Raw genomic sequence first — 21,771 nt, 5'->3', positions numbered from 1 at the left:
GCCGCACTGCTGAGTTTACGTGGGCTGAGGTGTTAGAACGACTCGCAGTGCTGTGGCGCCTACACGAATCTTGTTCGTGTTGCCGTATTGCCCAGGTACGTGTGGAGTGACAACGCTTCGTCTTCATCGTCCCTGGACAAACCGGATCCCAAATCATGATTCATGTAGGCGCCACAGACATGCATGCCATGATGCATGTATCGCCCTTGATCATGCTGCATGTCGGCCTTGCGTGTGGCGCCCACTCGATGTACAATCGGCCTTGCGGGGAGCGTTCTCCTGGCATATACATGGCCGGTTTTATTACGATGCTTAGGATTGCTATGTGGAATGTTTTGGCGACAAGCGTTGCCGTTACTGGGTGCTTGCGGCATGAAATGTATGGGATGGGAGGAAGGAGTTATTAGCTGCTATCTGGAAGTGCAGTTCGATTTGTTCTTCGGGGATAAAGATGTTGAGCATTTTCAGCAGGCGGCGGGCGACCAGTGAGCCGAGATTGAAGCCGTTAAAGGTCAGACTGGGGATGCCAGCCAACTGGGCCACGCGGGTATTTCCGATTCCCAGGATGGGTAGTTGGAGCTGTTGTTGGGCCAGATATGTTTTGACGGCAAGCGCGGTCTCATCATCGGTACAGAGAAAGGCGGTAGTCTGATACTCTGCTTGCTGAAGGAGTTGAGGCCAGCCGGTCTGATTACTGCCGGGGTCCTGTAGACGCAGGTTGTCGCTGGCCAGCTGACTCCAGGCCTGTTGGGCCAGGGTTGGTTCAAGCAGGGATTGCGTGCCGGTGACCAGAATCAACTGCTGGTAGCCCTGTTGTTTGAGCCAATTGTAGGCGAACGGCAACCCTTTATCCAGAAGATCATGTTCGAGCAAAACATAGGGTCGGCGGCTCCGCACCAGGAGATCCATGGCGGTCGGGTCGAGGGCGCTCCAGTGGGTGAGGAGCATGGCTTCAAAGCGGCTGTTGGATAACATTTCAAAGTAAGCGGTATGCCGTGCCGTTGGCTGTGTCCGGGGTGTGTTGCCAGTAGGGCAGATCAGGAGCTGCATCCGCGCCTGCTCCAGCGTAGTCTGGATACCGTCGATGATACTATCAAGGCCAGGATAGGTCAGTGAGGGGAGCAACATGCCGATCAGTTCGCCATTGGCTTTATGCAGGCTGCGTGCATTGGCATTGGGGCGATATCCCAGTTCTTCGACTAGTTGTAGGACACGCGCCGTGGTGGCGGGCGAGATGCGGTCCCGGCCATTGATGGCGCGCGAGACGGTGGCGTAGCTGACTCCCGCCAGTTCGGCGATCCTTTTCAAGGTATGTTCGCGCTGTACGGCTGCCACAAAGCGTTGCTCGGGCATCTTGATCAGTCTGGCCCCTTCAGCCGCGTCGCTGGTATGGAGGTTTTCCAGAGCGGTCAGCAGTTTTTTCTCCAATTGTAGCGGCAAGCCGGGTCGTACGGCCAGGGGACCACGTGATAATAAGGCAGAGGTAGCCAGCAAGCGGATCGGCGGCAGGCCCTTGTCTTTTTTATAATAGACAAACTCCTCTTCCGCGATCGCACCGGCAACGACGTCCCCTTTACTGACCGCTTCAGCAACCGATTGATGGCTAAATAAAAAGGTTCCTTTCAGGTCCGTTTTCGCATCCAGACCCGCCTGCTGAAGCAGAAAGGTGGCGACCAGATAGCCTGAAGCTGACTGAGGATCCACAAAGCCAAATGTCTGTCCCTTCAACTGGACAAGATGGGTAATACCGCTATCGGCGCGGGTAAAGATCAGGCTGCGATACGGGATCGATGGCACGTTCTCGATAGAGGCGATATCAATCGAATTTACCAGTGCCCGGGCCCCAAAGCGGGCCTGGGCCAGCGCGAAGGCATATGGTCCCAACCGAGCGATATCGATGGTTCCAGCCTGCATGCGTGCTAAAATATCCTGATAATTCTCACTGAGGATAACATGCACCTCTGCATCCACCGCGTCACTCAGATAGTGTTCCAGTTGCGCAACTGCTTGCTCCGGCTGACTTACATTCAGCGCAGCCCCTGGTTCAGTTGCCAGGATCAGTTGTTGTGGCTTCCACTTTTCATTCCTCGAAGTCATGGGGTGGATTATAACACATCTATGCTTGCTGAGTGTAGTATCTCTTTGATCTTATTTGCTTTTTTTAAAAAGAATAACAGGGCTTAACATTTCTTTTGCTAATATTTAACACAAATACCGTTGACTTCCTCTGCTAGATGCGCTAAAAATACATGCGTAAAGCTTTACGCAAAGAAATACGATGTTTATTTGAGCAATGGAGGGAACAATGGGACCAATTCAACTGGTAGTTTTTGATATGGCTGGGACCACGGTGGATGATACGGGGAATCGTGTATTGACGTGTCTGATTGAGGCGGCGCGTATTCATGAGTTGCCGGGAACGCCAGACGAGCTGAATGCGCTGATGGGTATGAATAAGCGCGAGGTTTTTGAGATGCTGACCGAGCAGAAACTAGGCGAGACGTCCGATACTTCCAGGCACATGGCCCAGGAAGCGCTGGCAACTTTTGTCGAGCTGATGAAGGAGGCGTATGCGCAGAATGTGGCCGCTATTGCGGGCGCTGAAGAGACCTTTGCCTTTTTGAAGGAGCGCGGGATCAAGATTGCGCTGGATACCGGTTTTGATGCCGTTATCGGCGGGATTATTCTGGAACGCTTAAACTGGCTAGATCGCTATGTGGATTGCGCGATCTTTTCCAGCGATGTCTCTCGTGGTCGGCCGGCTCCCTTTATGATTTTTCGGGCTATGGAACAGCTGGATATTCAGGATGTGCGCCAGGTTATGAAGCTGGGTGATTCGCCGGCGGATATGGATGAAGGCTCTAATGCCGGCTGTGGCGAAGTGATCGGTGTCTTAAGTGGAGCCCATACAGCAGAGACGCTGGGACGTCAGCGCCATACGCGCATCATTGCCAGTGTTGCTGATCTGCCCGCCCTGTTCTCATAGAAAGATAGCTTGTTACCATGGGTTTACCAGCAAATACGCGTCATGCGGATATCATCGTGATCGGGGCCGGTGTCCTGGGCACATTCCATGCTTACTTTGCCGCGCGCAAAGGCTATAAAGTGCTCCTGTTGGAACGCAATACGGTTCCCGGTGATGCTTCAACGCGCAATTTTGGCATGCAGATGCAGACGATTGTGGCTACCAATAGTCCCTGGGCCCAGTTTGCCCTGGATAGTCGGGAGATCTACCAAACGATTCAGCAGAAGTCTGATATCTCGTTTGAGCAGAAGGGGAGTCTGTATCTGGCTGCCACTGAAGTTGAGCGCCAGGTGTTACAGGAATTTGCCGCGCAGTTCGCGGAAACATATCATTGTACTTTTATCGATGCCGCTGAAGTCCAGCGCCGCTATCCTTTTGTGCAGGACAGCTATTGTACCGGTGCGTTGTACTCCTGGGAAGATTGCATGCTTGAGCCACGGGTGACGATGCAGCAGGTGATTGAGTATGCTACGCGCACAGAGGCTATTGAGTATGTGCCGCAAACGCAGGTGGTTGAGGTCACCACCTCAAGCCAGGGTTGCGTGGTCAAAGATGCGCACGGCGATTTGTTTACTGCTGATCAGGTCTTTGTCTGTAATGGCACCCAGTACCAGACCCTGTTTCCTAAGCTGTTCCAGCAGAGCGGTCTACAGCTTTGCAAGTTACAGATGCTGCGCACCGTAGCTCAACCCCGGCAGATCCTGCCGCACTCGATCCTGTCCAGCCACTCCATCAGACGCTATCCAGCCTTCACGGCCTGCCCTTCGTACCATCTGCTGGCAGAGGAGCAACGCGATGATGCAGAGCTACAAAAATATGGCATCCATATGCTGGCTCGGCAGGCCGAAGATGGATCAGTAGTGCTTGGCGATTCACACGAATATATCCCATTCAGTGAGGTCGCCAGAGATACCTTTGAATATACCAACTGGCATATCAATGCCTTGCTCATCCAGTACGCGCAAAGCATGCTAGCCTTGCCAACATGGGATATTCAGGTGATGTGGAATGGTTACTACATGCTCCATCCCGATCTGCCCATCTATACGCATACGCTTGAAGACAAGATCCATATTGTCACCGGCATTGGCGGCAAAGGTATGTCCACCGGACCAGGTTTTGCCCGTCAGTATATCGCCGAAAGATTACACTAATTTAACAGAAAATTATTCTCGCGTTTATTGACTTAACCCTATTCCTGGGATATAAATTAAGTGCGTAAAGCTTTACGCATAGAAATAGCAAAACATTTTACTGGTTTGTTTACGCATAAGAGCAATGCATAGCGCTGCTTGAGGCGTGTCCGTATGGAACGGTAAAGCGATCTGTATAGAGAAATATATCGCCTATACAAGCGGCCAGGAGCAAAAGGGTTCGCGCTTAGTAGGACAGGTAAGAAATTGAGTGACCAGACTTTATTAGCGATACAGGATCTTTCTAAAGTGTATCCTAACGGATACGAGGCACTTGCCAATGTGAGTTTTTCAGTGCAGGCAGGAGAGTTTATCTGTATCATCGGGCGCAGTGGTGCCGGTAAATCCACGCTACTGCGCTGCATCAATGGCCTGGTACCGATTACCAACGGCAGCATCCAGGTACAAGGAACCGATGTGGCCAGTCTGTCTGATGAGCAGAAACTTTTGCTACGACGCAAGATCGGTTTTGTGTTCCAGGAATTCAATCTGGTCGGACGGTTGAGTGTCTTTCAAAATGTACTGACCGGCCGCCTGGGCTATGTCAACAATCTCCAGGCGCTCTTTGGCTACTTCGGACGTGAGCATCGCGAGAAGGCGTTGTCCTGTCTAGAGCGCGTCAATATCTCACATCGCGCCAATTATCGCGCGGATAATCTATCTGGCGGTGAGAAGCAGCGTGTGGCGATTGCCCGTGCGCTGGCGCAGGAGCCCTTGATCTTACTGGCCGACGAGCCCGTGGCCAGCCTGGATCCCGAGCTCTCCTGGAGCGTGATGGCCGATCTACGTAAGGTGGCCAAAGAAGAGGGTGTGCCAACGCTGGTCAACATCCATGATTTAGATACCGCCCGCCAGTTTGCGGATCGCGTCATCGGGATCGCCGAAGGCAAGATCCTTTTTGATGGAACTCCTGCTCAACTTGACTCCGCAACGCTGCGAGAAATATATCGCAATGACCTTTCCAATCCCACATCGCGCTACGCCTGAGTTGCCATAACCGGTAGCCTATGGCCAGAGTGCGGTCAGATAGATCATAACACGAACATGCGTATGTACATATGTCCGTATCAACAAGGAGCTAGTAGTGTCTATTAGAGAAGAAGAGGCGAAAACAGTAGCCAGTACACCTCCTCGTTCAGGCATGCGTAGGCAGTTCTTTCAACTGCCAGAACCAGATTTACGTCGGCCGCTAGGAGCGATACACTGGCCGATCGCGATCCCAGCGCTGGTACTGCTCCTGCTGGCAGGGCTCCTTTTTACACGGATCATCGATTTTGGCTCAATGCCATTTCAATGGACGCTTGCCTTTGATGTAAACATCTTGCTATCCTTGGTCATCCTGTTCGCGGGTGCGCTCGCCATTGTACCTGGCGCCATGAAGAACCGGCAGAACTGGAGAAATCGCACCACCTGGATCTCCATTGGTGTGCTGGTCCTGGTGGCGATCTTTTTCTTCTTCAAGCTCGTAAATCTTGGCACCTTCACCTATACCTTTAATGGACTGGATATCAACGGACTCTGCCTGATCGTGCTCGTGGCGCTCTTAGCCGCGCTGGCCTTCAAGGGTAGCAAGTTCGCGGGCCTGGGCCTGTTGCTCCTGTTCCTATGGTGGGGCATCAGCATCGACGGCTTTGGTCTGGGCACCTTCCAGGATATCTTTACCAGCGACAACGGCAGTCGCCTCTTTAGAGAGATGGTGCCACCCAACTGGTCTTATTTCGCCAATGTTACCACGCCCCTGTTCCTGACAGTCCAAACAGCGGTTCTGGCAACATTGATCGGCGTGATCGGGGCGCTGCCGCTCAGTATTCTGGCGGCCCGCAACACCACGCCCCATCCAGTAATCTATAACATAGTGCGCCTGATCATCAACACCGTGCGGGCCGTACCGGCGCTGGTACTGGCCATGATCTTCGTCACCATTCTCGGCCTCGGACCAGTCGCAGGCGCCTTTGGTCTGGGCGTGCATTCAATTTCAGTCCTGACAAAGCTCTATGCAGAAGCAATCGAGTCGGTCAAACTCCAGCCCATCGAGGCTCTGAGCGCGGCCGGCGCCAACGGCCTGAAGCGGTTCCGCTGGGGCGTCTTTCCCCAGGCCTTTCCCCTGCTGGCCAGCAACTCGATCTACTACTGGGAATCCAATACCAGAGACTCGACCGTGGTCGCCTTCGTTGGTGGCGGCGGACTGGGTTTCATTCTGAACTCAAATCTTTCCCTGTTTCAGTACGCTAACGTCTCGGTGATCCTGATCTCGCTGATCCTGACCGTCATGTTACTGGACCGCATCAGTGATTTCATTCGCTCGAAAATTATGTAGCGCCCTGAACAGTTTTACTAGATAAAAGTGCCTATTATTTTTATTCAATACACAGCCAAGGAGTTTTTTCATGTCTATTTCCAGCAAAGCCAAGAAGCTTATGCGCCTGGTGCCGCTCATGCTCATGATTATGGTCGTCATGGCCGCCTGTGGCAATTCATCCACAGCCTCGACCTCAAACAATGTCAGCAACGCAAAATGCGCGCATCCCATCAGCCTGAGCCAGATTAACTTCGGACTCATCCCAGCTGAGAACGCTACTCAGGTCCTGGACCAGACGAAGCCATTCGCTGATGCCTTGTCCAAACAGGTCTGTAAGCCAGTCAAATTATTTGTTGGTAACAGCTACAATGCGACCATCGAAGCCATGAGCAGCAAAAAAGTCGATGTCGCCCTGTATGGTCCTTTGAGCTACATCCTGGCCGCCGATAAATACAACGCCGAAGTCATCCTGCGCCAGCTCACCGTTGATGGCGCCGATCACTACTATAGTTACATCATCACCAACAAGAAAAGTGGCATCAAAACCCTGAACGATCTCAAAGGCAAACGTTTCTCCTTCGTCGATGCAAGCTCGACCAGCGGCAATCTGGTGCCACGCTACATCTTCTCAAAAAACAACATCGATCCTGATAAAGATATGAAAAGCTTCTACGCTGGCTCCCATGATGTCTCTGTCATGAGCGTCATCAGCGGCAAAGCCGATGCCGGCGCCGTTGCCAGCGACAACTTCGATGACCTGGTCTCCAAGGGCAAATTCAAAAAAGACGATGTCGTAATCATCAAAAAGAGCGATCCGCTGCCAGAAGGCCCTATCGCTGTCCGTAAAGAACTGAGCCAGAGCGACAAAGACTCGATCCGCGCCGCCCTGCTCGACATCAAAGACAAGGCTGCCCTCAACGCCCTGGTCGCTGGCGGCTTCGTCAAAGACACCAACGACAGCTACAACGGTCTGCGCGACATGGCCCGCGTTCTCGGCATCGACCTGAAAAAACTGGCCAGCTAAGCCACAACTCTTAACCTTTCCTCACCAAAGAAATGCCCTCTTCCGCTGTTTGGAAGGGGGCATTTTTCTTATATTTGTAGTTTTTCAACAAGAAACTGGATCTCTTTCAGCCCACGTGGCCCATACGTTTCGTTGAAGCAACGTTTGCCAGAAATGGTCTGGTGTGACCAGCGAGCGAAGCGTACGCCACATGTAAGGCCCAAGACTCACGTAACGGCATGCCCTTGCGGTTGCCCCCGTTCACGTACGTGCCGTTACGCTGGAGAGATGAATTGCATGAATTTGTTGTAACATTCTTTAAAAGATTGCTAAAGTGGATGTATTGGATTTAAAAATCAAAAGCATTAATTAAACTTTAGGGAATATCCTTCGTATTTATAATGATTCCAGCTCTCTTTTTTCTGTGTGATCATTTTAATGAAAAGGATGCTACGTTCTATGTTGCGTAAATCAAGATACTTTGCCCCTAAACATGCTGAGTCTTTTAAAGATCAAAGTATTGCTGAAGCGTATCATTATCGGCCACCATATCCAGCGGAGACATTTGTGAGCCTGGAGGGACTCGTTAAGGAGACGCCGCGCCGTGTGTTGGATGCTGGTTGTGGCATCGGCTATATCGCACGTAATCTTGTCGATGTGGTCGATCATATTGATGCGGTCGATTTCTCACAGGCCATGATCACCGAAGGCCAATCCCATCCCAATGGCAACCATCCCAATATCCGCTGGCTGCACGGTCCGATGGAAACGGTAGAGTTAGAGCCACCTTATGGCCTGATCACCGCTGGAGAAAGTGTGCATTGGATGGATTGGGAGATCGTTTTTCCGCGCTTCCAACAACTCCTGGTTCCAGAGGGTTATCTGGTCATTATGAAGCATAATACGGTACCTGATGAGTGGGACCTGCTAAGCACTATTATCCCTCGCTACACCACGAATAAAGATTATCAGTCCTTCGATATGATTGAAGAACTGGAACAGGTGAACCTGTTTAAAAAAGTCGGCGAGAAGACAACTGTTTCCATGCTATATCCCCAATCCATTGAGGACTATATCGCTTCTTATCATTCTCGCAGTGGTTTCTCTTGCGAGCGCATGGGATTAGAGCAGGCTGCCGCTTTTGATCAAGAAGCTGAAGATATTCTGCGCAAACTCTATCCCGACGGCATCGTTTCGCTACAAATAGCCGCCAACATTATCTGGGGATTGCCCGGCAAACGTGGCGGTCATTTTAGTACTGCATTGTTCTAAGCTTATGGAAACGTCACCAGTGGTAAACCAAGCAGCTGGGCTCCAGCCTGGGCACGTGCCGTATCTTCGCCAGCCACAAGTCCCAGGCCGGCATGATCAAGATGGAAAACACTATTGGCGATACTAAAGCCAGCCTTCGCAATGCCTTTCTGGGAAGCTTGATTGGAGAGCTGGTGGATAATCCAGAAGCGCTCATAATCTTGCTGTGTACGGCGGATAATCTCTTGCAGGAGCCGTGGATAACAGCCGCGTCCACGCCAGGGCAGCATGGTCACAAAATGATAGAGATAAAGGTTGTGCCCCGCCACATAAAAGTTGACATTGGGACTGCCAAAGGCGGCATTTCTGACCGCGCTCCATCCATAGGCCACCAGCTCCTGCTCAACATACGCCATATATGGACGATGTCCTTGCTCATAGCGCTCTTCAGTATTGCCAATCGTGAGATTAGAGATTTTAGCCGCTAAGGCCACATTATCAGATGACTCCACATGCCAGTGAGCAACTTCAGGTAACTTCGGCAAAGCATCCCCTTGCCACCACGTCCATACATAGCCCGCCTGCTTCCCCACATGATACATTTCTTGTTTATTTTGCATAGCATCATCCCCTTTCATTATCTATCCACAAAAGTATTCTATCCCAAAGAGCAAGCAACACGTATTTTGAGTACTTTTTCCTGTGTTGACTTCTGTTTTTCTTCCAGTTATTATATTATCGAGTATAAATACGCTTGCAATGCATAAAGATCAATTTTCGCATAGCTACCAGAGCAACTTGCCCGCCATAAAGATCAAACAGAAATCACGCTGTTTGCTTGTTCATCTCTAAACGGAGGAATATGAATACTACAGCCACCACGACAGCGTCTATTAGCAGACCAGTACCGGGTCCACGCGGTAAATTCCTGCTTGGCAGCCTGCCAGATTTTATGCGCGGTGCGCTTGATGCCAGCTATAAAGGCTTTCTTGAATACGGTGATGTCGTCCAATATCATCTTGGTCCCCGTACAATCTACATCGTATCGCATCCAGATATTGCCCGTACCATACTGATTGAAAAATCGCGCTCATTCCCCAGAAATGATTCCAAAGATGATCTCGGTCCCATTACCGGACAAGGTCTTGTCTCCAATGATAGCTATGAGTCCTGGCTAACGCAGCGCCGTATGATGCAACCCATGTTCCATAAACAACGCCTGACTACCATGGGGAAGCGCATGGAAGAGTCAGCACAGCGCCTGCTAGCACGTTGGGATACCTATCCCGCCGACCACACCTTAGATGTCTCTAAAGAAATGGTCGCCGTGACTCTGGATATCATCAATCAAACTATGTTTAGCACCAACGTACTGGATAAAGTAGATAAAATCGGTCCTGCGGCCGGCATCGCGATGCGCTACTTAGAGCATCACATCAGGAGTCCATTTAAAACCCCGCTAAGCTGGCCCACAGCACGCAATACCCAGTTTAAGCAGGCCAGAGCCACCCTGGATGATATTATTTATGGGATTATTCGTCAGCGGCGCCAGAGTGATGCTCAGCATGATGATCTGCTGGATCTCTTGATCAATGCACGAGACGAGGAGACCGGCGAGGGCATGAATGATACCCAGTTGCGCGACGAAGTGATTACCGTCTTTGGAGCCGGGCACGAGACGACCGCCCACACCATGACCTGGGCCTGGTACGTCCTCTCCCAACATCCAGAGATTCTTCAACATCTCCAGAACGAGATAGATCACGTCTTAGAGGGACGTACTCCTACTATAGCAGATCTGCCCCGCCTGCCGTATGTGCATCAGGTCTTCAACGAAGTCATGCGTTTGTATCCAGCGGCTCCGATCATGGGCATGCGTAAAGTCACCGATCAGACAACGCTCAATACTTATCAATTGCAGAGCGGTGCATTGATTACCGTCAATATCTATAATATTCACCGCCACCCCAAGTTCTGGGATAACCCAGAAACCTTTGATCCCGACCGTTTTAGTCCTGAGCGTAGCAAGGGTCGCCATCCACTGGCCTATATGCCCTTCGGAGCAGGTCCACGTAAATGCATCGGTTCTAACATGGCCCTGATGGAAGGTCCCTTGCTCTTAGCCATGATCGCCCAACGCTACAACCTTGAACTCGTTCCCGGCCAACGCGTCGAAGGAGAGGTCGCGATCACCTATCGCCCACGCTATGGCATGAATATGATCTTGAAGCCTCGCAATGCCATATAAAAACAGCCATAAAAAGGATTGGTTACGAGGGCTGCCTGACGGACGGTGTCAGGCAGCCCTCTTGGCTTTCTTATCATCTGGTTTTATTAGAGGGGAAAGATGGTGGCATATGCGGGCGTTTTGCGGGTGGCGATACTAAAGTGGAGTGGATAGTTGATGATGAGCGAGTGGAATGCGCCATTGCGTTCCTGGGTGAAGTGGTAGGCAACATCGTGGTCGGCTTCGGCGATAAAGGTGTTTTCACTGATTGGGAAGAGGGGAACCTCTTTGCTGCCTTTCCTCAGGAGGATGCGTTGCTCTTGTTTGAGTACTTCGATTGGCGATCCTGGCATGTCGTAGTGGCCGACAATCTTTTTGAAGGCGACGATCTCCTGGGAGAGGGCTTGATGCGTGATTGGTGGGAAGTTGATATATTGGGCGGCGATCTCCAGAGCGATGCGTTCGGTAGAGAATTCTCTATGGTTGGTCAGGATGAGTAATGTCAGTTCGTCTTCAATAAATCTGACGACGAGTGCACGGAAACCGTTGGCCCAGCCGCCATGGCAGGCCAGCGTTTTTCCTCGGTATGTGGAGAAGGACCAGCCGAAGCCGTATTCGACACAGCGTCCATCGGCCAGTCGTACGGGGGTAAACATTAAGCGCTGGGTCTCGGCGTCCAGCAGGCTATGTTTGTGCAGAGCCTGTTCCCATATCAGCAGATCTTCAAGGGTGGATTCCATCGCGCCCGATGAATGGGTGCTGATGGCACTGGTGAAGGGTGCCGGGATGATCTTGTTGTCTTGCGTGATATAGCCGCTAGCCCGGTTGGGGATGATAGGGGTGAGACACTGGAAGTAGGAGTGTCGCATACCAAGTGGCTTGAGTATTGTGCTGCGTATAAATTCCTCATAATTAGTCTGAGTGATGCGTTCGATGATCAAGCCCAGCAGGTGATAGCCGGAATTCCCATAGAAGAAGTTTGTGCCAGGCTCAAACAGGAGGGGCAGCGGCCGAAAAAGATTGATAACCTCTTCCAGTGAAAGATGACGGGCCGTTTGTGCCTGGAATTCTGGTAGCTCCGCGACATTGGCCAGTCCAGAGGTATGGGTCAACAGATGTTTTAATTTGATGTGCTGCCAGCCGGGTGGACAATCTGGCAGCAGGGTCGTCAGGGTATCTTCGATGTGTAATTTACCTTGTGCCTGTAGCATCAGGATAGCCATGGCCGTGAATTGTTTGGTTAGTGAGGCGATGCGGAAGACTGTGTCTGGTCGAATGGGGACATTCCATTCGAGGGAGGCCAGTCCATAGCCCTGGCAATGGAGCAGGCGGCCAGCCTGTAACACTCCAATGGCTGCTCCGGGACCACTGCCTTTCAGGCGTGCATCTACTAACGCGTCGATAGTCTGTCTCAATGCATACTCCTTGCAAGAAAGAGAATAAAAAGGCAGGCTATATGTGGGTGTCCTCTAGATCTGGTTTCGTGGGGTGAGCCGTTCTGACAAGGGGTAGTTCTGGCCGGTTGAACGAGCTCGACGAAACAAGGGTTTCCTCGATATCTATGCTCGCTCATCAACACCATCATGGTGGAGCACATAAAAATCAAAGGGGCATGCAGCACGCGACAATGCGTCAGTAGTGAAAGGACACTGAACTATATCCTATTTATAATCATAATGAATTCTTTGTCGAAATGCAATCATGCTATGTATGATGGCAGGACTTTTTCCTATGCCTGTTTGGCTCCTGCTGCCACACGTTGTAAAGTGTGTGGTGAGCGAATGTAGCCGTGCACCACACACACTGCTGAGATACTACTTACGCTTCAACCAGCCTTCTTAGTGCTGACAGGATGGCGTTTTCCTCTTCTTCGTCTGGTTCGACTTGTTCTTGTAGCTCTTGCTCTCGAGGATCATCCTGAGTGATGGTCAGGGTAGTTTTCCCATTGGCTTCTACCAGGGCATAGATCATAGTGAAGTAGTTTTCAGGTAGATCCTCCAGGCCTGGACGTGGTGCGAACAGCGAGAACTTCACCTGCTTTTGTGGCTCGACCTCAAGGATCGTGCCTTTTTGTTCGTATATGTTGCCATCCCATTCATTGCGATAAATAATTGGGCTACCTTCTTGCCAATCGGTGATCAAGGTCGTTCCATATTGCCACTGCTTGACCAGTTCTGGTTTGGTAATTGCCTCCCATACTCGATCTAGGGGAGCATGCATGGTAACTTTTGAGACGCTTATACGGTGGCTCATACTATCTTCTCCTCATCACTATTTTTTCTTATACATAGTGTCACTCTATCACCCATTCCGGTAATATCCTGTCCTTTATTTTCTTTTATAGCAGAAATAGTGGTATAGCCATAATACGATCGTTGGTTTTAGTCTGACTCATTTTCCTGGCCTTTGGGTACGGTTATTTGGGGAGTTATATAGTAGAAGTTACTTTTTATGTGTGTGTATCGTGGCATTATTAGACGGAACTCCTTATGAATAGGGCGCAAAGCAGCACATATTTTTCATGTGTTTTGGGCATGTTCTGTACTTGCATATTTATGGATGCCGCTATAGATTTAGCTGTGCTGGATGATTGGGAGGAGATTACCATGGCACAAGAGGAGATGCAGGGAGATGGTAGGCGTATTGATCGTGCGAAAAATGTGGCTATTTTCAAGCCTTTTCCATTACATAGTAAGATAACCCATGCGATCTGGGGTGAGGGTGTGTTTTTGCGCCAGGAGGATGATAAATTGATTGTGCTATTTGGGAGCGTTGGGTATCAGGCGCTTACACTGGATGATGTGGAAAATCAGGAGTCATTTTTGTTGTAGACCTCTCAGGCTGGCCAGGTGGATTCATCCCAAAGGGGGAGTGGGTAGATACGGGTAGGATCTTCCAGTTCGTCGTGATTGAGAAAATGGGAGACGGTTACGCCGACCAGGCGTACGCGTTTGGGACCACCTTCAAGTTGGCTGAGCAGGACCGGTGTGAGGATGGCGACCATGGTGCTGGCATCCTGGGTTGCCTGGGGGATGGTGATGCTGCGGGTCAGAATCTGGAAGTTGCTCCAACGTAGTTTTAAGGTGATGGTTTTGCCGCTCAGTTCAAGTTCTTTTAAGCGACGCTCTACCTGACTGGCCATCTGTTGCATAATCTGAAGCAGGCGTTCAGGATCACTGACATCTTCGGCGAGGGTAGTTTCCTTGCCAACTGATTTGCGGACCCGCGTGGGTTGAACTGCGCGTTGATCTTCACCACGTACATAGTGGTAAAGGACGCTCCCCTGTTTATGAAAGAGCTTTCTCAACTCTTCTTCTGTCAGGCGTTTCAGGTCGGCTCCCGTCTCGATATGCAATTCGTGTAGCCGTGCCGCGGTGACCTTGCCAACGCCAAAGAATTTATTGACTGGCAGCCGTTCTAAAAACGCGTTGGCCTTCTCTGGCGGCACCACCGTCAGCCCATCTGGCTTCTGATAATCTGAAGCTAATTTGGCAATAAACTTATTAAAAGAGACGCCAGCCGAGGCCCGCAAGTGTGTTTCCATGTAAATCTGCTGTTTGATGGCCCGTGCAATCAGGGTGGCTGAGGTCATATTTTTATGGTTCAAGGTAACATCCAGATAAGCCTCATCCAGCGAGAGGGGTTCGACCAGATCGGTATAGCTGCGGAAGATCTGCATGATCTGTGTGGATACCGAGCGATAAACCTCAAAGCGTGGCGGAATAAAGATCGCATGTGGACAGCGTTGATAGGCTTTCTGGGCCGACATCGCGGAATGAATCCCATAGCGCCTGGCCTCATATGAACAGGTTGCCACCACACCGCGCCGCTGTGGATCGCCACCCACCACCACCGGCTTCCCGCGCAACTCCGGACGATCCCGCTGCTCAATCGCTGCGTAAAAAGCATCCATATCCACATGGATAATCTTCCGGATCGTCTCCATGGTTGCTTCACTACTCCTTGCGCTTCTGTTTTGCATAGCGTTTTAGTAAATCATCGTATTTGCTGCGCACTACAGGATCCTGTGGATCAAGCGCTATGGCCTGTTCATAGGCGGCCAGTGCCTCATCGTGGCGACCCAGGCGCCGCAGGATCGTGCCTTTCTCCCCATGGGCTTGCGCCGTCAGTGGATTATGTTGAAGTGCCTGCTCGTAAGCTGCCAGTGCCTTGCTATATTCTTTGAGGCTATACAATATTTTCCCGATATTGATATACGCCGTAGCATCCTCAGGCGTTAGTTCCACGATATGTTCAAAGACCGCCAGGGCCTCCTCGTAGCGATAAAGTTTGCGCAACGTAATGCCCTGATGATAGTAGAACGCAATGTTTTGTGGCTCCATCTGGATGGCGTACTTATAGATCGCCAGGGCCTCCGTATAATATTTATACTCATGCAGCACCTCGCCATGTTGCTCTAACAGGGTGAGATAAGTGCTGCGCAGGCTCTCCATCTCTGGTTGTTGCTTCAAGCAGACCACACTATTTAGCAGGGCCCGAGCAATCTGTTCATCCGTGCCATACTGGCGCATGATGGCCAGATAGGTCAGCCAGACCGGAGTATAGGTGGGCTGTTGTTGTAACCAGTTAGCCAGTTCATCCAGCAGCGAGACGCGTTGTGCTTGCGTTCCATGTTGTTCCAGCAATTTCAGATATGAGGTCCAGACCTGGATACAGTCCCAATGCTGCCTCAGCCAATCGGCCGTAATCACCATCTGCCGCTCAATCTGCGTGCGCGAACCATAGTGTTCCACCAGGCGTAAATAAGCTGCCCGCACAAAGACATCATCACTATGAGTATCCAACCACGAGGCAGTAAAGTCAAGTGCCCACTGAAGCTGGTTTTCAGTCCCATAATGTTTGAGCAATCTCAGATAGATAGCCGGAATGGTTGCCGTTTCCGTTACTGGCCGGCACAGCAGGAAATTACCGGTGATCTGCAAGGCACGTAAAATCTGCGGCGTGGAACTGCAAGACTCTACCAGGTCCAGATAGGTCTCTAATACAAAACCATCGATACAATTATGGGACAGCCAGTGGGCGGTCAGATCCAGGGCGATCAGCACCTGTTCGCGTGGCGCATAGCGTTTGATTAAACTGAGATACATGGTAAGCAGATAACTGTCTGGTGTACCCTCCGCCAGCCAGCGGGTTGAGAAATGGAGCGCCTTATGCACCTGCTCGGTTGTGCCATGATATTTGATCTGCTGCAAATAGACTGTGAGCAGAAACGGATTCGGCGTATGCAGTGCCAGCCAGTCATTACTGAAATGCAGCATCTGTTGCATCTGGTTGGATGAGCCATGGCGGCCGAGCAGATTAAGGTAGGCCGAAAGCAGGTACGCACTGGTCTTTGATAGCGTTAAACGCTCTGTTGTAACAGCCAGGGCTCGCTGAATATCCAGCGCCGTTCCACGCTTGCCAACCAGATTAAGATAATGGACCAGCAGATTATCATCAGGTGGATGCCCGGACAGCCAGTGTTCGATGACGCCAATAAAATCCCTGACCTGCTCCTGGCTGCCAGCATGCATAATCAGTTCCATGCTCTGGGCCAGCGCGGCACTACTTTGCTGTAAGAGCGCAGACCACGCCTCGAGTTCAGCTAAGAAGTTCGCCGACTGCTCTGAGGTGCCATGATGATGAAGTAACTTGATATATGTTGCCAGAATATGCGTATTCTTCTTATGAAATGAGAGCCAGGCCTGAAGTGCCTCGATCAACGCAACGAACTGGACATTAGAGGCATGTTGTTCCAATAGTTCCAGATACATCTTGACTTCAGCGCTCTGACGTTTGGGGGTTAGCCAGACAAGCGCCTGCTCGACCGCCAGCGCCACATGCTGCGCCGAGCCGCGCTTCTGTACCAGTCCTATATAGGCGATGCGGATCGCCGCTTCTTGGAGATGGACCGAAGGTAATGCGCCCGTGGCCACAATGGCGGTATCCACTTGTTGAGGAATACCATGGCGCTCAATCAATTTCAGATAGGTTGCGCGCACATGTGCCTCATCGGGATGGATGGCCAGCCAGGCTGTGGTCGCATCGATCATCGCGATAATCGTTTCGCGATTCCCATAGCGATAGAGCAATTTCAAATACGCATTACGCACATAGGGGTCCTGTGGATGGGCCGTGAGCCAGGTTGCGGTATTGGTCAGGGCTTCAGCAATATCTTTATGGGTTCCATTCTGCCCAATCAAGTTCAGATAGATGGCGCGGGTATTGATGCTTTGTGGATTCATTTGTAGCCAGGCTTTTGTGGCCTGGATGGCGGTATGGACCTGCTCAGAACTGCCATGTTGCTCAACAATTTTAAGATAGGTGGCGCGGATCAAACTGCTCTGTAGATTGAGTGTAAGCCAGGCCGCCGTCTCATCGATTGCCTGCCTGACCTGTTCCGTCCTGGCATAATGACTGACAAGTTCCAGGTGCGTCGTGCGGATCGAGTAGTTATGCGGATACGCGGCCAGACTCTCCCTGGTTAACTCAATGGCCGCCACAATCTGCTCCTCGCTCCCATAGCGACGCATCATATCCAGGTAGGTATGTAACACATTGGTATCTGATATGGTCATAATCGCCTGGAATTCAGAAACATCCAGCATCGCACTGATCTGCTCCTTTGTACCCCGCCGCTCTAATGACTTCAGATAGGCCTGCCGCACATAGCAATCCTGTGGATTTTTGGCCAGCCAGCTGGCGGTTGTACGTAACAGGGCCGTTATTTGCTCGGCGCTGCCACAATGCTCGACAAACTTAAAGTACGCCTGACGGATATTTGAGATCTGTGGATGATCCTTAAGCCAGCGTGCCGTCGCATCGATCAGGCGCGTAATTTGTTGAGCATTGCCACAACGCTCAACAAAGATAAGATAGCTCTGCCGCACATGCACATCTTCAGGATGATCCTCCAGCCATATAAACGTCGTTTCGATCCAGCTGTTAATATAACTAGGAGTTCCCGTTCGCTCAACCATGCCTAAAAATGTCTGCCGCACCTGCGTATCCTCTGGATTTTCGGCCAGCCAGTGATCGGTTGAGTGTAGCAGGTTCGCCAGTTGATCTGCCGTACCCCAATGCTCAATAAACTTCAAATAAATCTGTCGCACATTCACATTCTGTGGATTTGCCTCCAGCCACTGTGCCGTCTCGCGGATCAAGCGAGAAATATCAGCCAGACTCCCATGGCGTTCAATAAAACCCAGATACGTATGGCGTACATTTGTATCCTGTGGATTTTGTTCCAACCATTGTGAAACCTGCGTCAACAGAGCCGCCTTCTGTTCAGGTCCCCCCTTCTGCTCCGTTTGTTTGAGGGCCGCCATCCAATCCAGGTCTGTTTCAGGCACCTGTTGCAAGCCCTGGAGCGTAATCTGTTCAGCGCCGCTTACATCGCCCACCATGGTATACAACTGGGTCCAATTCAGCAATTCCGCATTGCCACAATACGCAATAATTTTCCGACATTTTTCCTGCTGCTCTACCAGAATTCGCTGTACAAATGATAGCGAGACCTCACGCACCAGATATTCTAAGAGTCTTTGTAGAAACGTACGTTGCTCACGTTTATCAGCCGCAGCGCTTTGCATATATGTACTGACCATCTGATGGTGATCTGCTTGATAGAAATCCATGGCTTCACGAGCGATATCCGCATTCACCGTACGAATAAGGGCAGGTATATTTGTATCGCGGAACACCAGATCCACATTCGCTGGATGGCTCAGCAGCGCGTCTAGCGGGCAGCCTGGTGCCAGCAATGTCAGCAACGACTCAGGGATAGCCAGTTCATACTGACCTGCAAAATACACATATTTGAGCGCATGATAGATTGGCATCTGCTCATGTAGGAGTTGAGCCAGACTGGTACGGAGTTGGAAGCTTAGCTCGCTAGCAGATAGTGTCTCGGTAGTAGATGCTGCTTGAGGAAGAGGGGTGGTTGGAAGCGTATGTTCTATCGCCAGTATATTTTTTGCTTGTGTTAAGGGTAAGTCTCTATTCGAATTAGTATCCTCATTCATAAATTAAAAACTTTCTTCTATCTGGCATTCCATGGAGGATAAAGAATTGGTGATGTTTAATATACTAGAAATTGCCAGATAATACAACAAAAAAAAGGAAAGCCACTTTTCAGGAATTTGTCTTATGAATATGAGGGAAGGAAGAGGGAGGGGGGCCAGGCAAAAGACAGGCACCATCTGCCACCTGTGCGTGGTGCCTGGCTCTCAACGAGAGATGTTTACATATTAATCCGCGATAACTGGCAACTTCCGCAAATACTGTGTATCTGTCAATTCCTTGAGCATAAATGCTGCCAGGTCTGCCCGTCGGGTCGTGCGATCTTTAGGCGAGGGCCGTAAAGAGATACGATATTCATCGGTTCGAGGATAATCCGTCAACTGTGCTGGCCGCACCACAATCCAGTCCAGATTACTTTTACTGATCTCTCGATGCATCAACTTCATATCAGCATACAGTTTGCGCATAAATAATGGAATAATCACCGAGCCATAAAAGCCCGTCGGCGTAAAATTATCATCGGCTGGCGCAGCCGTCACACAGACCAGGCGACGCACACCATTCTTCTGCATCGCTTGCAGAATGTTCTTAATGCCCTCTGAATAAATACCATCGGGTTTGAACGCGCCCAGCACACCCCGTTTGCGGGTTCCCAGAGCAGAGAGCACAGCGTTCTTGCCCTTAATAACGGCATCAACCGATGCCAGATCAAAGACATCCGCCTTCTCAACATGCAAATGTTCGTGCTGGATAGGATAGTTAGCAGGATTGCGTACGGCCACCGTTACCTCATGACCAGCCTCCAATGCCTGTTCAACCAGGACCCTGCCAGTTCCTCCTGAGGCCCCAAAGATTACCAGTTTCATACTGTCGTTATCCTTCTCTCTTAAAAAAAATAGTGCTCTGATCGAGTTAATGGATGATCTTATAGTCTCTGACATCAATTCAGGGCTTATTATACACGATTGAAGCACTTTTTGCCCCTCCAGATTGAGCCGTGCCTCTAGTATCTACGCCCATGATAGAAAAGTGAGGATGCAAGGGGCTTGCGTAGCGGGCGAACAACCAACCAAGCGAAGTGTTACATCATGTGTGTTGTTTGCGTGTTGTTGGTAGAATTTTTTTTATCTACCAGAGGATAAGTTTTATCTGGTAAAGACTATTGGTCGAATGCAAGCATGTCTATATAGAAGCTAAAAGCAGAGGATTCCCATTATAGGAATATAGAAAGAAACGAGGTGTATTATGGGTACAGATAATGAAGCAGCACAATTTGCTAAAATATTAGAGAAGATTGGCCGCCGCATATTGATCTGTTGTGAAAACCTGCCTGACGATCTCTTGCAATGGTCTCCACCATTTTCAGAGGGCAGTTCACCCATGGCGCTGGCAATCGAACTGACTAAAGACATTGAGCAGTGGGTACTGATACCCATTGGTGGCAAAAAGACCGTTACTTTACCACCCGCTGACCCCAGGCCAATACACTCATTTATCGCATTGTCCGCTTGCTATGGTCAATGCATCAAAGATATGCACACCATATTAGATCCATTACCCGACTCATTTATGAACTTGTTTATTGAACCTAAAGCCGTACCAGAAAAAGCGCGTGGTAAGCATCGGCCAACTGTACGTACCTGTTTGCTAACCGCTGTTGAGCATGCCGCCTACTATCAGGGGAAGATAGAATTATCCTGTAAAGCTGTGAGTTGGAGTGCCATGCCGATGACTCAAAAATCCCATAACCACGCGCGCAACATGAAAATGCACGTCTAACCCCTGCGGCCGCTTGCTCCCTCACATTATCCTCATCTCAACGCGACCGCAAGGGTAGAATTTCCCATTTCGTTATTGAGGCCAGCATGTATTAAAACTTACGAGTTTTGTTGTTTGAGTGTGAATTTGTGGTCCGTTTACTTTGATCCGGTCTATTGTTGTTACTATTTGATGCGTTTGTCGACTCTGGTGTAGTATGAGCTGATTTAGGATTCTCGAACGTTTCAACCGGGAAGATGATTGGATCGTTATCTTCTTCATCCCAGGCACGCTCATAGGTATAACGTCTCGTGGGAGTTGTACCCGGCTTTGTTGTTTTGATGTGTTGGGCCGCAGTTTCGGAGGTCGCATCTGTTTTTATAATGGCTGGTGGTGCCTCAGGTCTGGATGGCGTGGATGTTGTATCAGGTTTGGATGTACTTGATTTACTGTTAAATGTTGCAGGTCGCGTCGTGCTTTCCGCCATACCACTATTGGACGTTGACTGTATCCCTGACATGTTTGTCGTGTCGCCAGTAACCGGTACGTCTTTTCCTGTTGTGCTCGCTCCTGTGAATGGCTGGCTGGTTGTTTTGGATGAGGACATGCCATCTGGTTTTGGACTTTTCATGTTCCTGGGTGGTAGCGTAATGGCTTCTCCACTATCCCCAGACTTACTATAGCCAACACGTTGCGCGTCAATAGAAGTGAGTGGCAGATTTGAACTGGACACTCTATGCTGAAGTTTTTTAAAGCGCTCCTCAAGCTGATTGCGTAGTTCTTCGCCCTTCATTGGAGCAATCAGCAAGCCGGCCGCTGCCCCCACTAAGAGGCCTTGGAGAAACTTTCCCATAGCAATTTACCTTTCTTTAAACGCGTACGCCACACGAGTCATTACGAGGTCTTCTATTAAAGAAATCCTGTCAAACACACGTTTTGTCGTACACAGAAGTTTCAGGATACGTATCCATACTCCTTTCTATTGTAAAGTCA

17 protein-coding genes are annotated in these 21,771 nt (G+C 50.3%); 9 read left to right on the top strand and 8 right to left on the bottom strand.

The window, feature by feature from the left end; translation table 11 throughout:
- Positions 1 to 354: 354 nt before the first annotated feature.
- Positions 355 to 2,097: a phosphate/phosphite/phosphonate ABC transporter substrate-binding protein gene (phnD, locus tag EL633_RS30680; protein WP_126631028.1), complete on the bottom strand. Its 1,743-nt coding sequence runs from the start codon at positions 2,095 to 2,097 to the stop codon at positions 355 to 357.
- 208 nt (positions 2,098 to 2,305) lie between these two features.
- Between phnD and EL633_RS30675 the strand changes: the two genes are divergently transcribed.
- From EL633_RS30675 to EL633_RS30650, 6 genes are all read left to right on the top strand, one after another.
- Positions 2,306 to 2,986, top strand: a complete 681-nt coding sequence (locus EL633_RS30675; RefSeq protein WP_161982570.1) for an HAD family hydrolase — start codon at positions 2,306 to 2,308, stop codon at positions 2,984 to 2,986.
- A 17-nt stretch (positions 2,987 to 3,003) separates the two neighbouring features.
- On the top strand, positions 3,004 to 4,179 hold the full coding sequence (locus EL633_RS30670; RefSeq protein ID WP_126631026.1) for a TIGR03364 family FAD-dependent oxidoreductase: 1,176 nt from the start codon (positions 3,004 to 3,006) through the stop codon (positions 4,177 to 4,179).
- Between the two features lie 246 nt (positions 4,180 to 4,425).
- Positions 4,426 to 5,205 carry a phosphonate ABC transporter ATP-binding protein gene (gene phnC / locus EL633_RS30665; RefSeq protein WP_126631025.1) on the top strand — a complete coding sequence of 260 codons (780 nt, stop codon included), beginning with the start codon at positions 4,426 to 4,428 and terminating at the stop codon, positions 5,203 to 5,205.
- Positions 5,206 to 5,302: 97 nt separating this feature from the next.
- Positions 5,303 to 6,535 carry a phosphonate ABC transporter, permease protein PhnE gene (gene phnE, locus EL633_RS30660; RefSeq protein ID WP_246039299.1) on the top strand — a complete coding sequence of 411 codons (1,233 nt, stop codon included), beginning with the start codon at positions 5,303 to 5,305 and terminating at the stop codon, positions 6,533 to 6,535.
- 70 nt (positions 6,536 to 6,605) lie between these two features.
- Positions 6,606 to 7,541 (top strand): phosphate/phosphite/phosphonate ABC transporter substrate-binding protein, encoded by a 936-nt coding sequence (locus EL633_RS30655; protein WP_126631024.1) that lies wholly within the window; start codon positions 6,606 to 6,608, stop codon positions 7,539 to 7,541.
- Positions 7,542 to 7,979: 438 nt separating this feature from the next.
- Positions 7,980 to 8,792, top strand: coding sequence for a class I SAM-dependent methyltransferase (locus tag EL633_RS30650; protein WP_161982568.1), 813 nt, complete (start codon positions 7,980 to 7,982; stop codon positions 8,790 to 8,792).
- A gap of 2 nt (positions 8,793 to 8,794) precedes the next feature.
- On the opposite strand, the gene EL633_RS30645 is transcribed toward EL633_RS30650, so the two are convergent.
- The gene (locus tag EL633_RS30645) at positions 8,795 to 9,391 is read right to left on the bottom strand and encodes a GNAT family N-acetyltransferase (RefSeq protein WP_126631022.1); all 597 of its coding nucleotides are present in this window, start codon (positions 9,389 to 9,391) and stop codon (positions 8,795 to 8,797) included.
- Between the two features lie 242 nt (positions 9,392 to 9,633).
- Between EL633_RS30645 and EL633_RS30640 the strand changes: the two genes are divergently transcribed.
- Positions 9,634 to 11,019 (top strand): cytochrome P450, encoded by a 1,386-nt coding sequence (locus EL633_RS30640; protein ID WP_126631021.1) that lies wholly within the window; start codon positions 9,634 to 9,636, stop codon positions 11,017 to 11,019.
- Between the two features lie 86 nt (positions 11,020 to 11,105).
- Here EL633_RS30640 and EL633_RS30635 read toward each other — a convergent pair whose 3' ends face one another.
- Positions 11,106 to 12,413, bottom strand: a complete 1,308-nt coding sequence (locus EL633_RS30635; RefSeq protein WP_161982566.1) for a serine hydrolase domain-containing protein — start codon at positions 12,411 to 12,413, stop codon at positions 11,106 to 11,108.
- 403 nt (positions 12,414 to 12,816) lie between these two features.
- Positions 12,817 to 13,251 carry an SRPBCC family protein gene (locus EL633_RS30630; RefSeq protein ID WP_126631019.1) on the bottom strand — a complete coding sequence of 145 codons (435 nt, stop codon included), beginning with the start codon at positions 13,249 to 13,251 and terminating at the stop codon, positions 12,817 to 12,819.
- A gap of 353 nt (positions 13,252 to 13,604) precedes the next feature.
- Between EL633_RS30630 and EL633_RS30625 the strand changes: the two genes are divergently transcribed.
- Positions 13,605 to 13,829: a hypothetical protein gene (locus EL633_RS30625; RefSeq protein ID WP_126631018.1), complete on the top strand. Its 225-nt coding sequence runs from the start codon at positions 13,605 to 13,607 to the stop codon at positions 13,827 to 13,829.
- A gap of 5 nt (positions 13,830 to 13,834) precedes the next feature.
- Here EL633_RS30625 and dinB read toward each other — a convergent pair whose 3' ends face one another.
- The 3 genes from dinB to EL633_RS30610 all read right to left on the bottom strand — a co-directional run bounded on the left by dinB (position 13,835) and on the right by EL633_RS30610 (position 19,886).
- Positions 13,835 to 14,944: a DNA polymerase IV gene (gene dinB, locus EL633_RS30620; protein WP_126631017.1), complete on the bottom strand. Its 1,110-nt coding sequence runs from the start codon at positions 14,942 to 14,944 to the stop codon at positions 13,835 to 13,837.
- 10 nt (positions 14,945 to 14,954) lie between these two features.
- The gene (locus EL633_RS30615) at positions 14,955 to 19,022 is read right to left on the bottom strand and encodes a tetratricopeptide repeat protein (protein WP_126631016.1); all 4,068 of its coding nucleotides are present in this window, start codon (positions 19,020 to 19,022) and stop codon (positions 14,955 to 14,957) included.
- 225 nt (positions 19,023 to 19,247) lie between these two features.
- On the bottom strand, positions 19,248 to 19,886 hold the full coding sequence (locus EL633_RS30610) for an NAD(P)-dependent oxidoreductase (protein ID WP_161982564.1): 639 nt from the start codon (positions 19,884 to 19,886) through the stop codon (positions 19,248 to 19,250).
- Positions 19,887 to 20,265: 379 nt separating this feature from the next.
- On the opposite strand from EL633_RS30610, the gene EL633_RS30605 reads away from it, so the two are divergent.
- A complete protein-coding gene (locus EL633_RS30605; RefSeq protein ID WP_126631014.1) occupies positions 20,266 to 20,799 on the top strand; it encodes a hypothetical protein in 534 nt (177 codons plus the stop codon).
- Positions 20,800 to 20,890: 91 nt separating this feature from the next.
- Here the strand turns inward: EL633_RS30605 and EL633_RS30600 are convergent, their stop codons facing one another.
- Positions 20,891 to 21,631, bottom strand: coding sequence for a YtxH domain-containing protein (locus EL633_RS30600; protein ID WP_218027616.1), 741 nt, complete (start codon positions 21,629 to 21,631; stop codon positions 20,891 to 20,893).
- Positions 21,632 to 21,771: the final 140 nt, after the last annotated feature.

It is taken from the genome of Dictyobacter alpinus (assembly GCF_003967575.1).
Classification (GTDB): domain Bacteria; phylum Chloroflexota; class Ktedonobacteria; order Ktedonobacterales; family Ktedonobacteraceae; genus Dictyobacter; species Dictyobacter alpinus.
This window is presented reverse-complemented; position numbering and strand designations above follow the sequence as displayed.

Excerpts from the sequence above, each read along its gene's own strand:
- phnD (WP_126631028.1), bottom strand. The coding sequence starts at position 2,097 with ATGACTTCGAGGAATGAAAAGTGGAAGCCACAACAACTGATCCTGGCA.
- EL633_RS30675 (WP_161982570.1), top strand. The coding sequence starts at position 2,306 with ATGGGACCAATTCAACTGGTAGTTTTTGATATGGCTGGGACCACGGTG.
- EL633_RS30670 (WP_126631026.1), top strand. The coding sequence starts at position 3,004 with ATGGGTTTACCAGCAAATACGCGTCATGCGGATATCATCGTGATCGGG.
- EL633_RS30655 (WP_126631024.1), top strand. The coding sequence starts at position 6,606 with ATGTCTATTTCCAGCAAAGCCAAGAAGCTTATGCGCCTGGTGCCGCTC.
- EL633_RS30650 (WP_161982568.1), top strand. The coding sequence starts at position 7,980 with ATGTTGCGTAAATCAAGATACTTTGCCCCTAAACATGCTGAGTCTTTT.
- EL633_RS30645 (WP_126631022.1), bottom strand. The coding sequence starts at position 9,391 with ATGCAAAATAAACAAGAAATGTATCATGTGGGGAAGCAGGCGGGCTAT.
- EL633_RS30640 (WP_126631021.1), top strand. The coding sequence starts at position 9,634 with ATGAATACTACAGCCACCACGACAGCGTCTATTAGCAGACCAGTACCG.
- EL633_RS30630 (WP_126631019.1), bottom strand. The coding sequence starts at position 13,251 with ATGAGCCACCGTATAAGCGTCTCAAAAGTTACCATGCATGCTCCCCTA.
- EL633_RS30625 (WP_126631018.1), top strand. The coding sequence starts at position 13,605 with ATGGCACAAGAGGAGATGCAGGGAGATGGTAGGCGTATTGATCGTGCG.
- dinB (WP_126631017.1), bottom strand. The coding sequence starts at position 14,944 with ATGGAGACGATCCGGAAGATTATCCATGTGGATATGGATGCTTTTTAC.
- EL633_RS30615 (WP_126631016.1), bottom strand. The coding sequence starts at position 19,022 with ATGAATGAGGATACTAATTCGAATAGAGACTTACCCTTAACACAAGCA.
- EL633_RS30610 (WP_161982564.1), bottom strand. The coding sequence starts at position 19,886 with ATGAAACTGGTAATCTTTGGGGCCTCAGGAGGAACTGGCAGGGTCCTG.
- EL633_RS30605 (WP_126631014.1), top strand. The coding sequence starts at position 20,266 with ATGGGTACAGATAATGAAGCAGCACAATTTGCTAAAATATTAGAGAAG.
- EL633_RS30600 (WP_218027616.1), bottom strand. The coding sequence starts at position 21,631 with ATGGGAAAGTTTCTCCAAGGCCTCTTAGTGGGGGCAGCGGCCGGCTTG.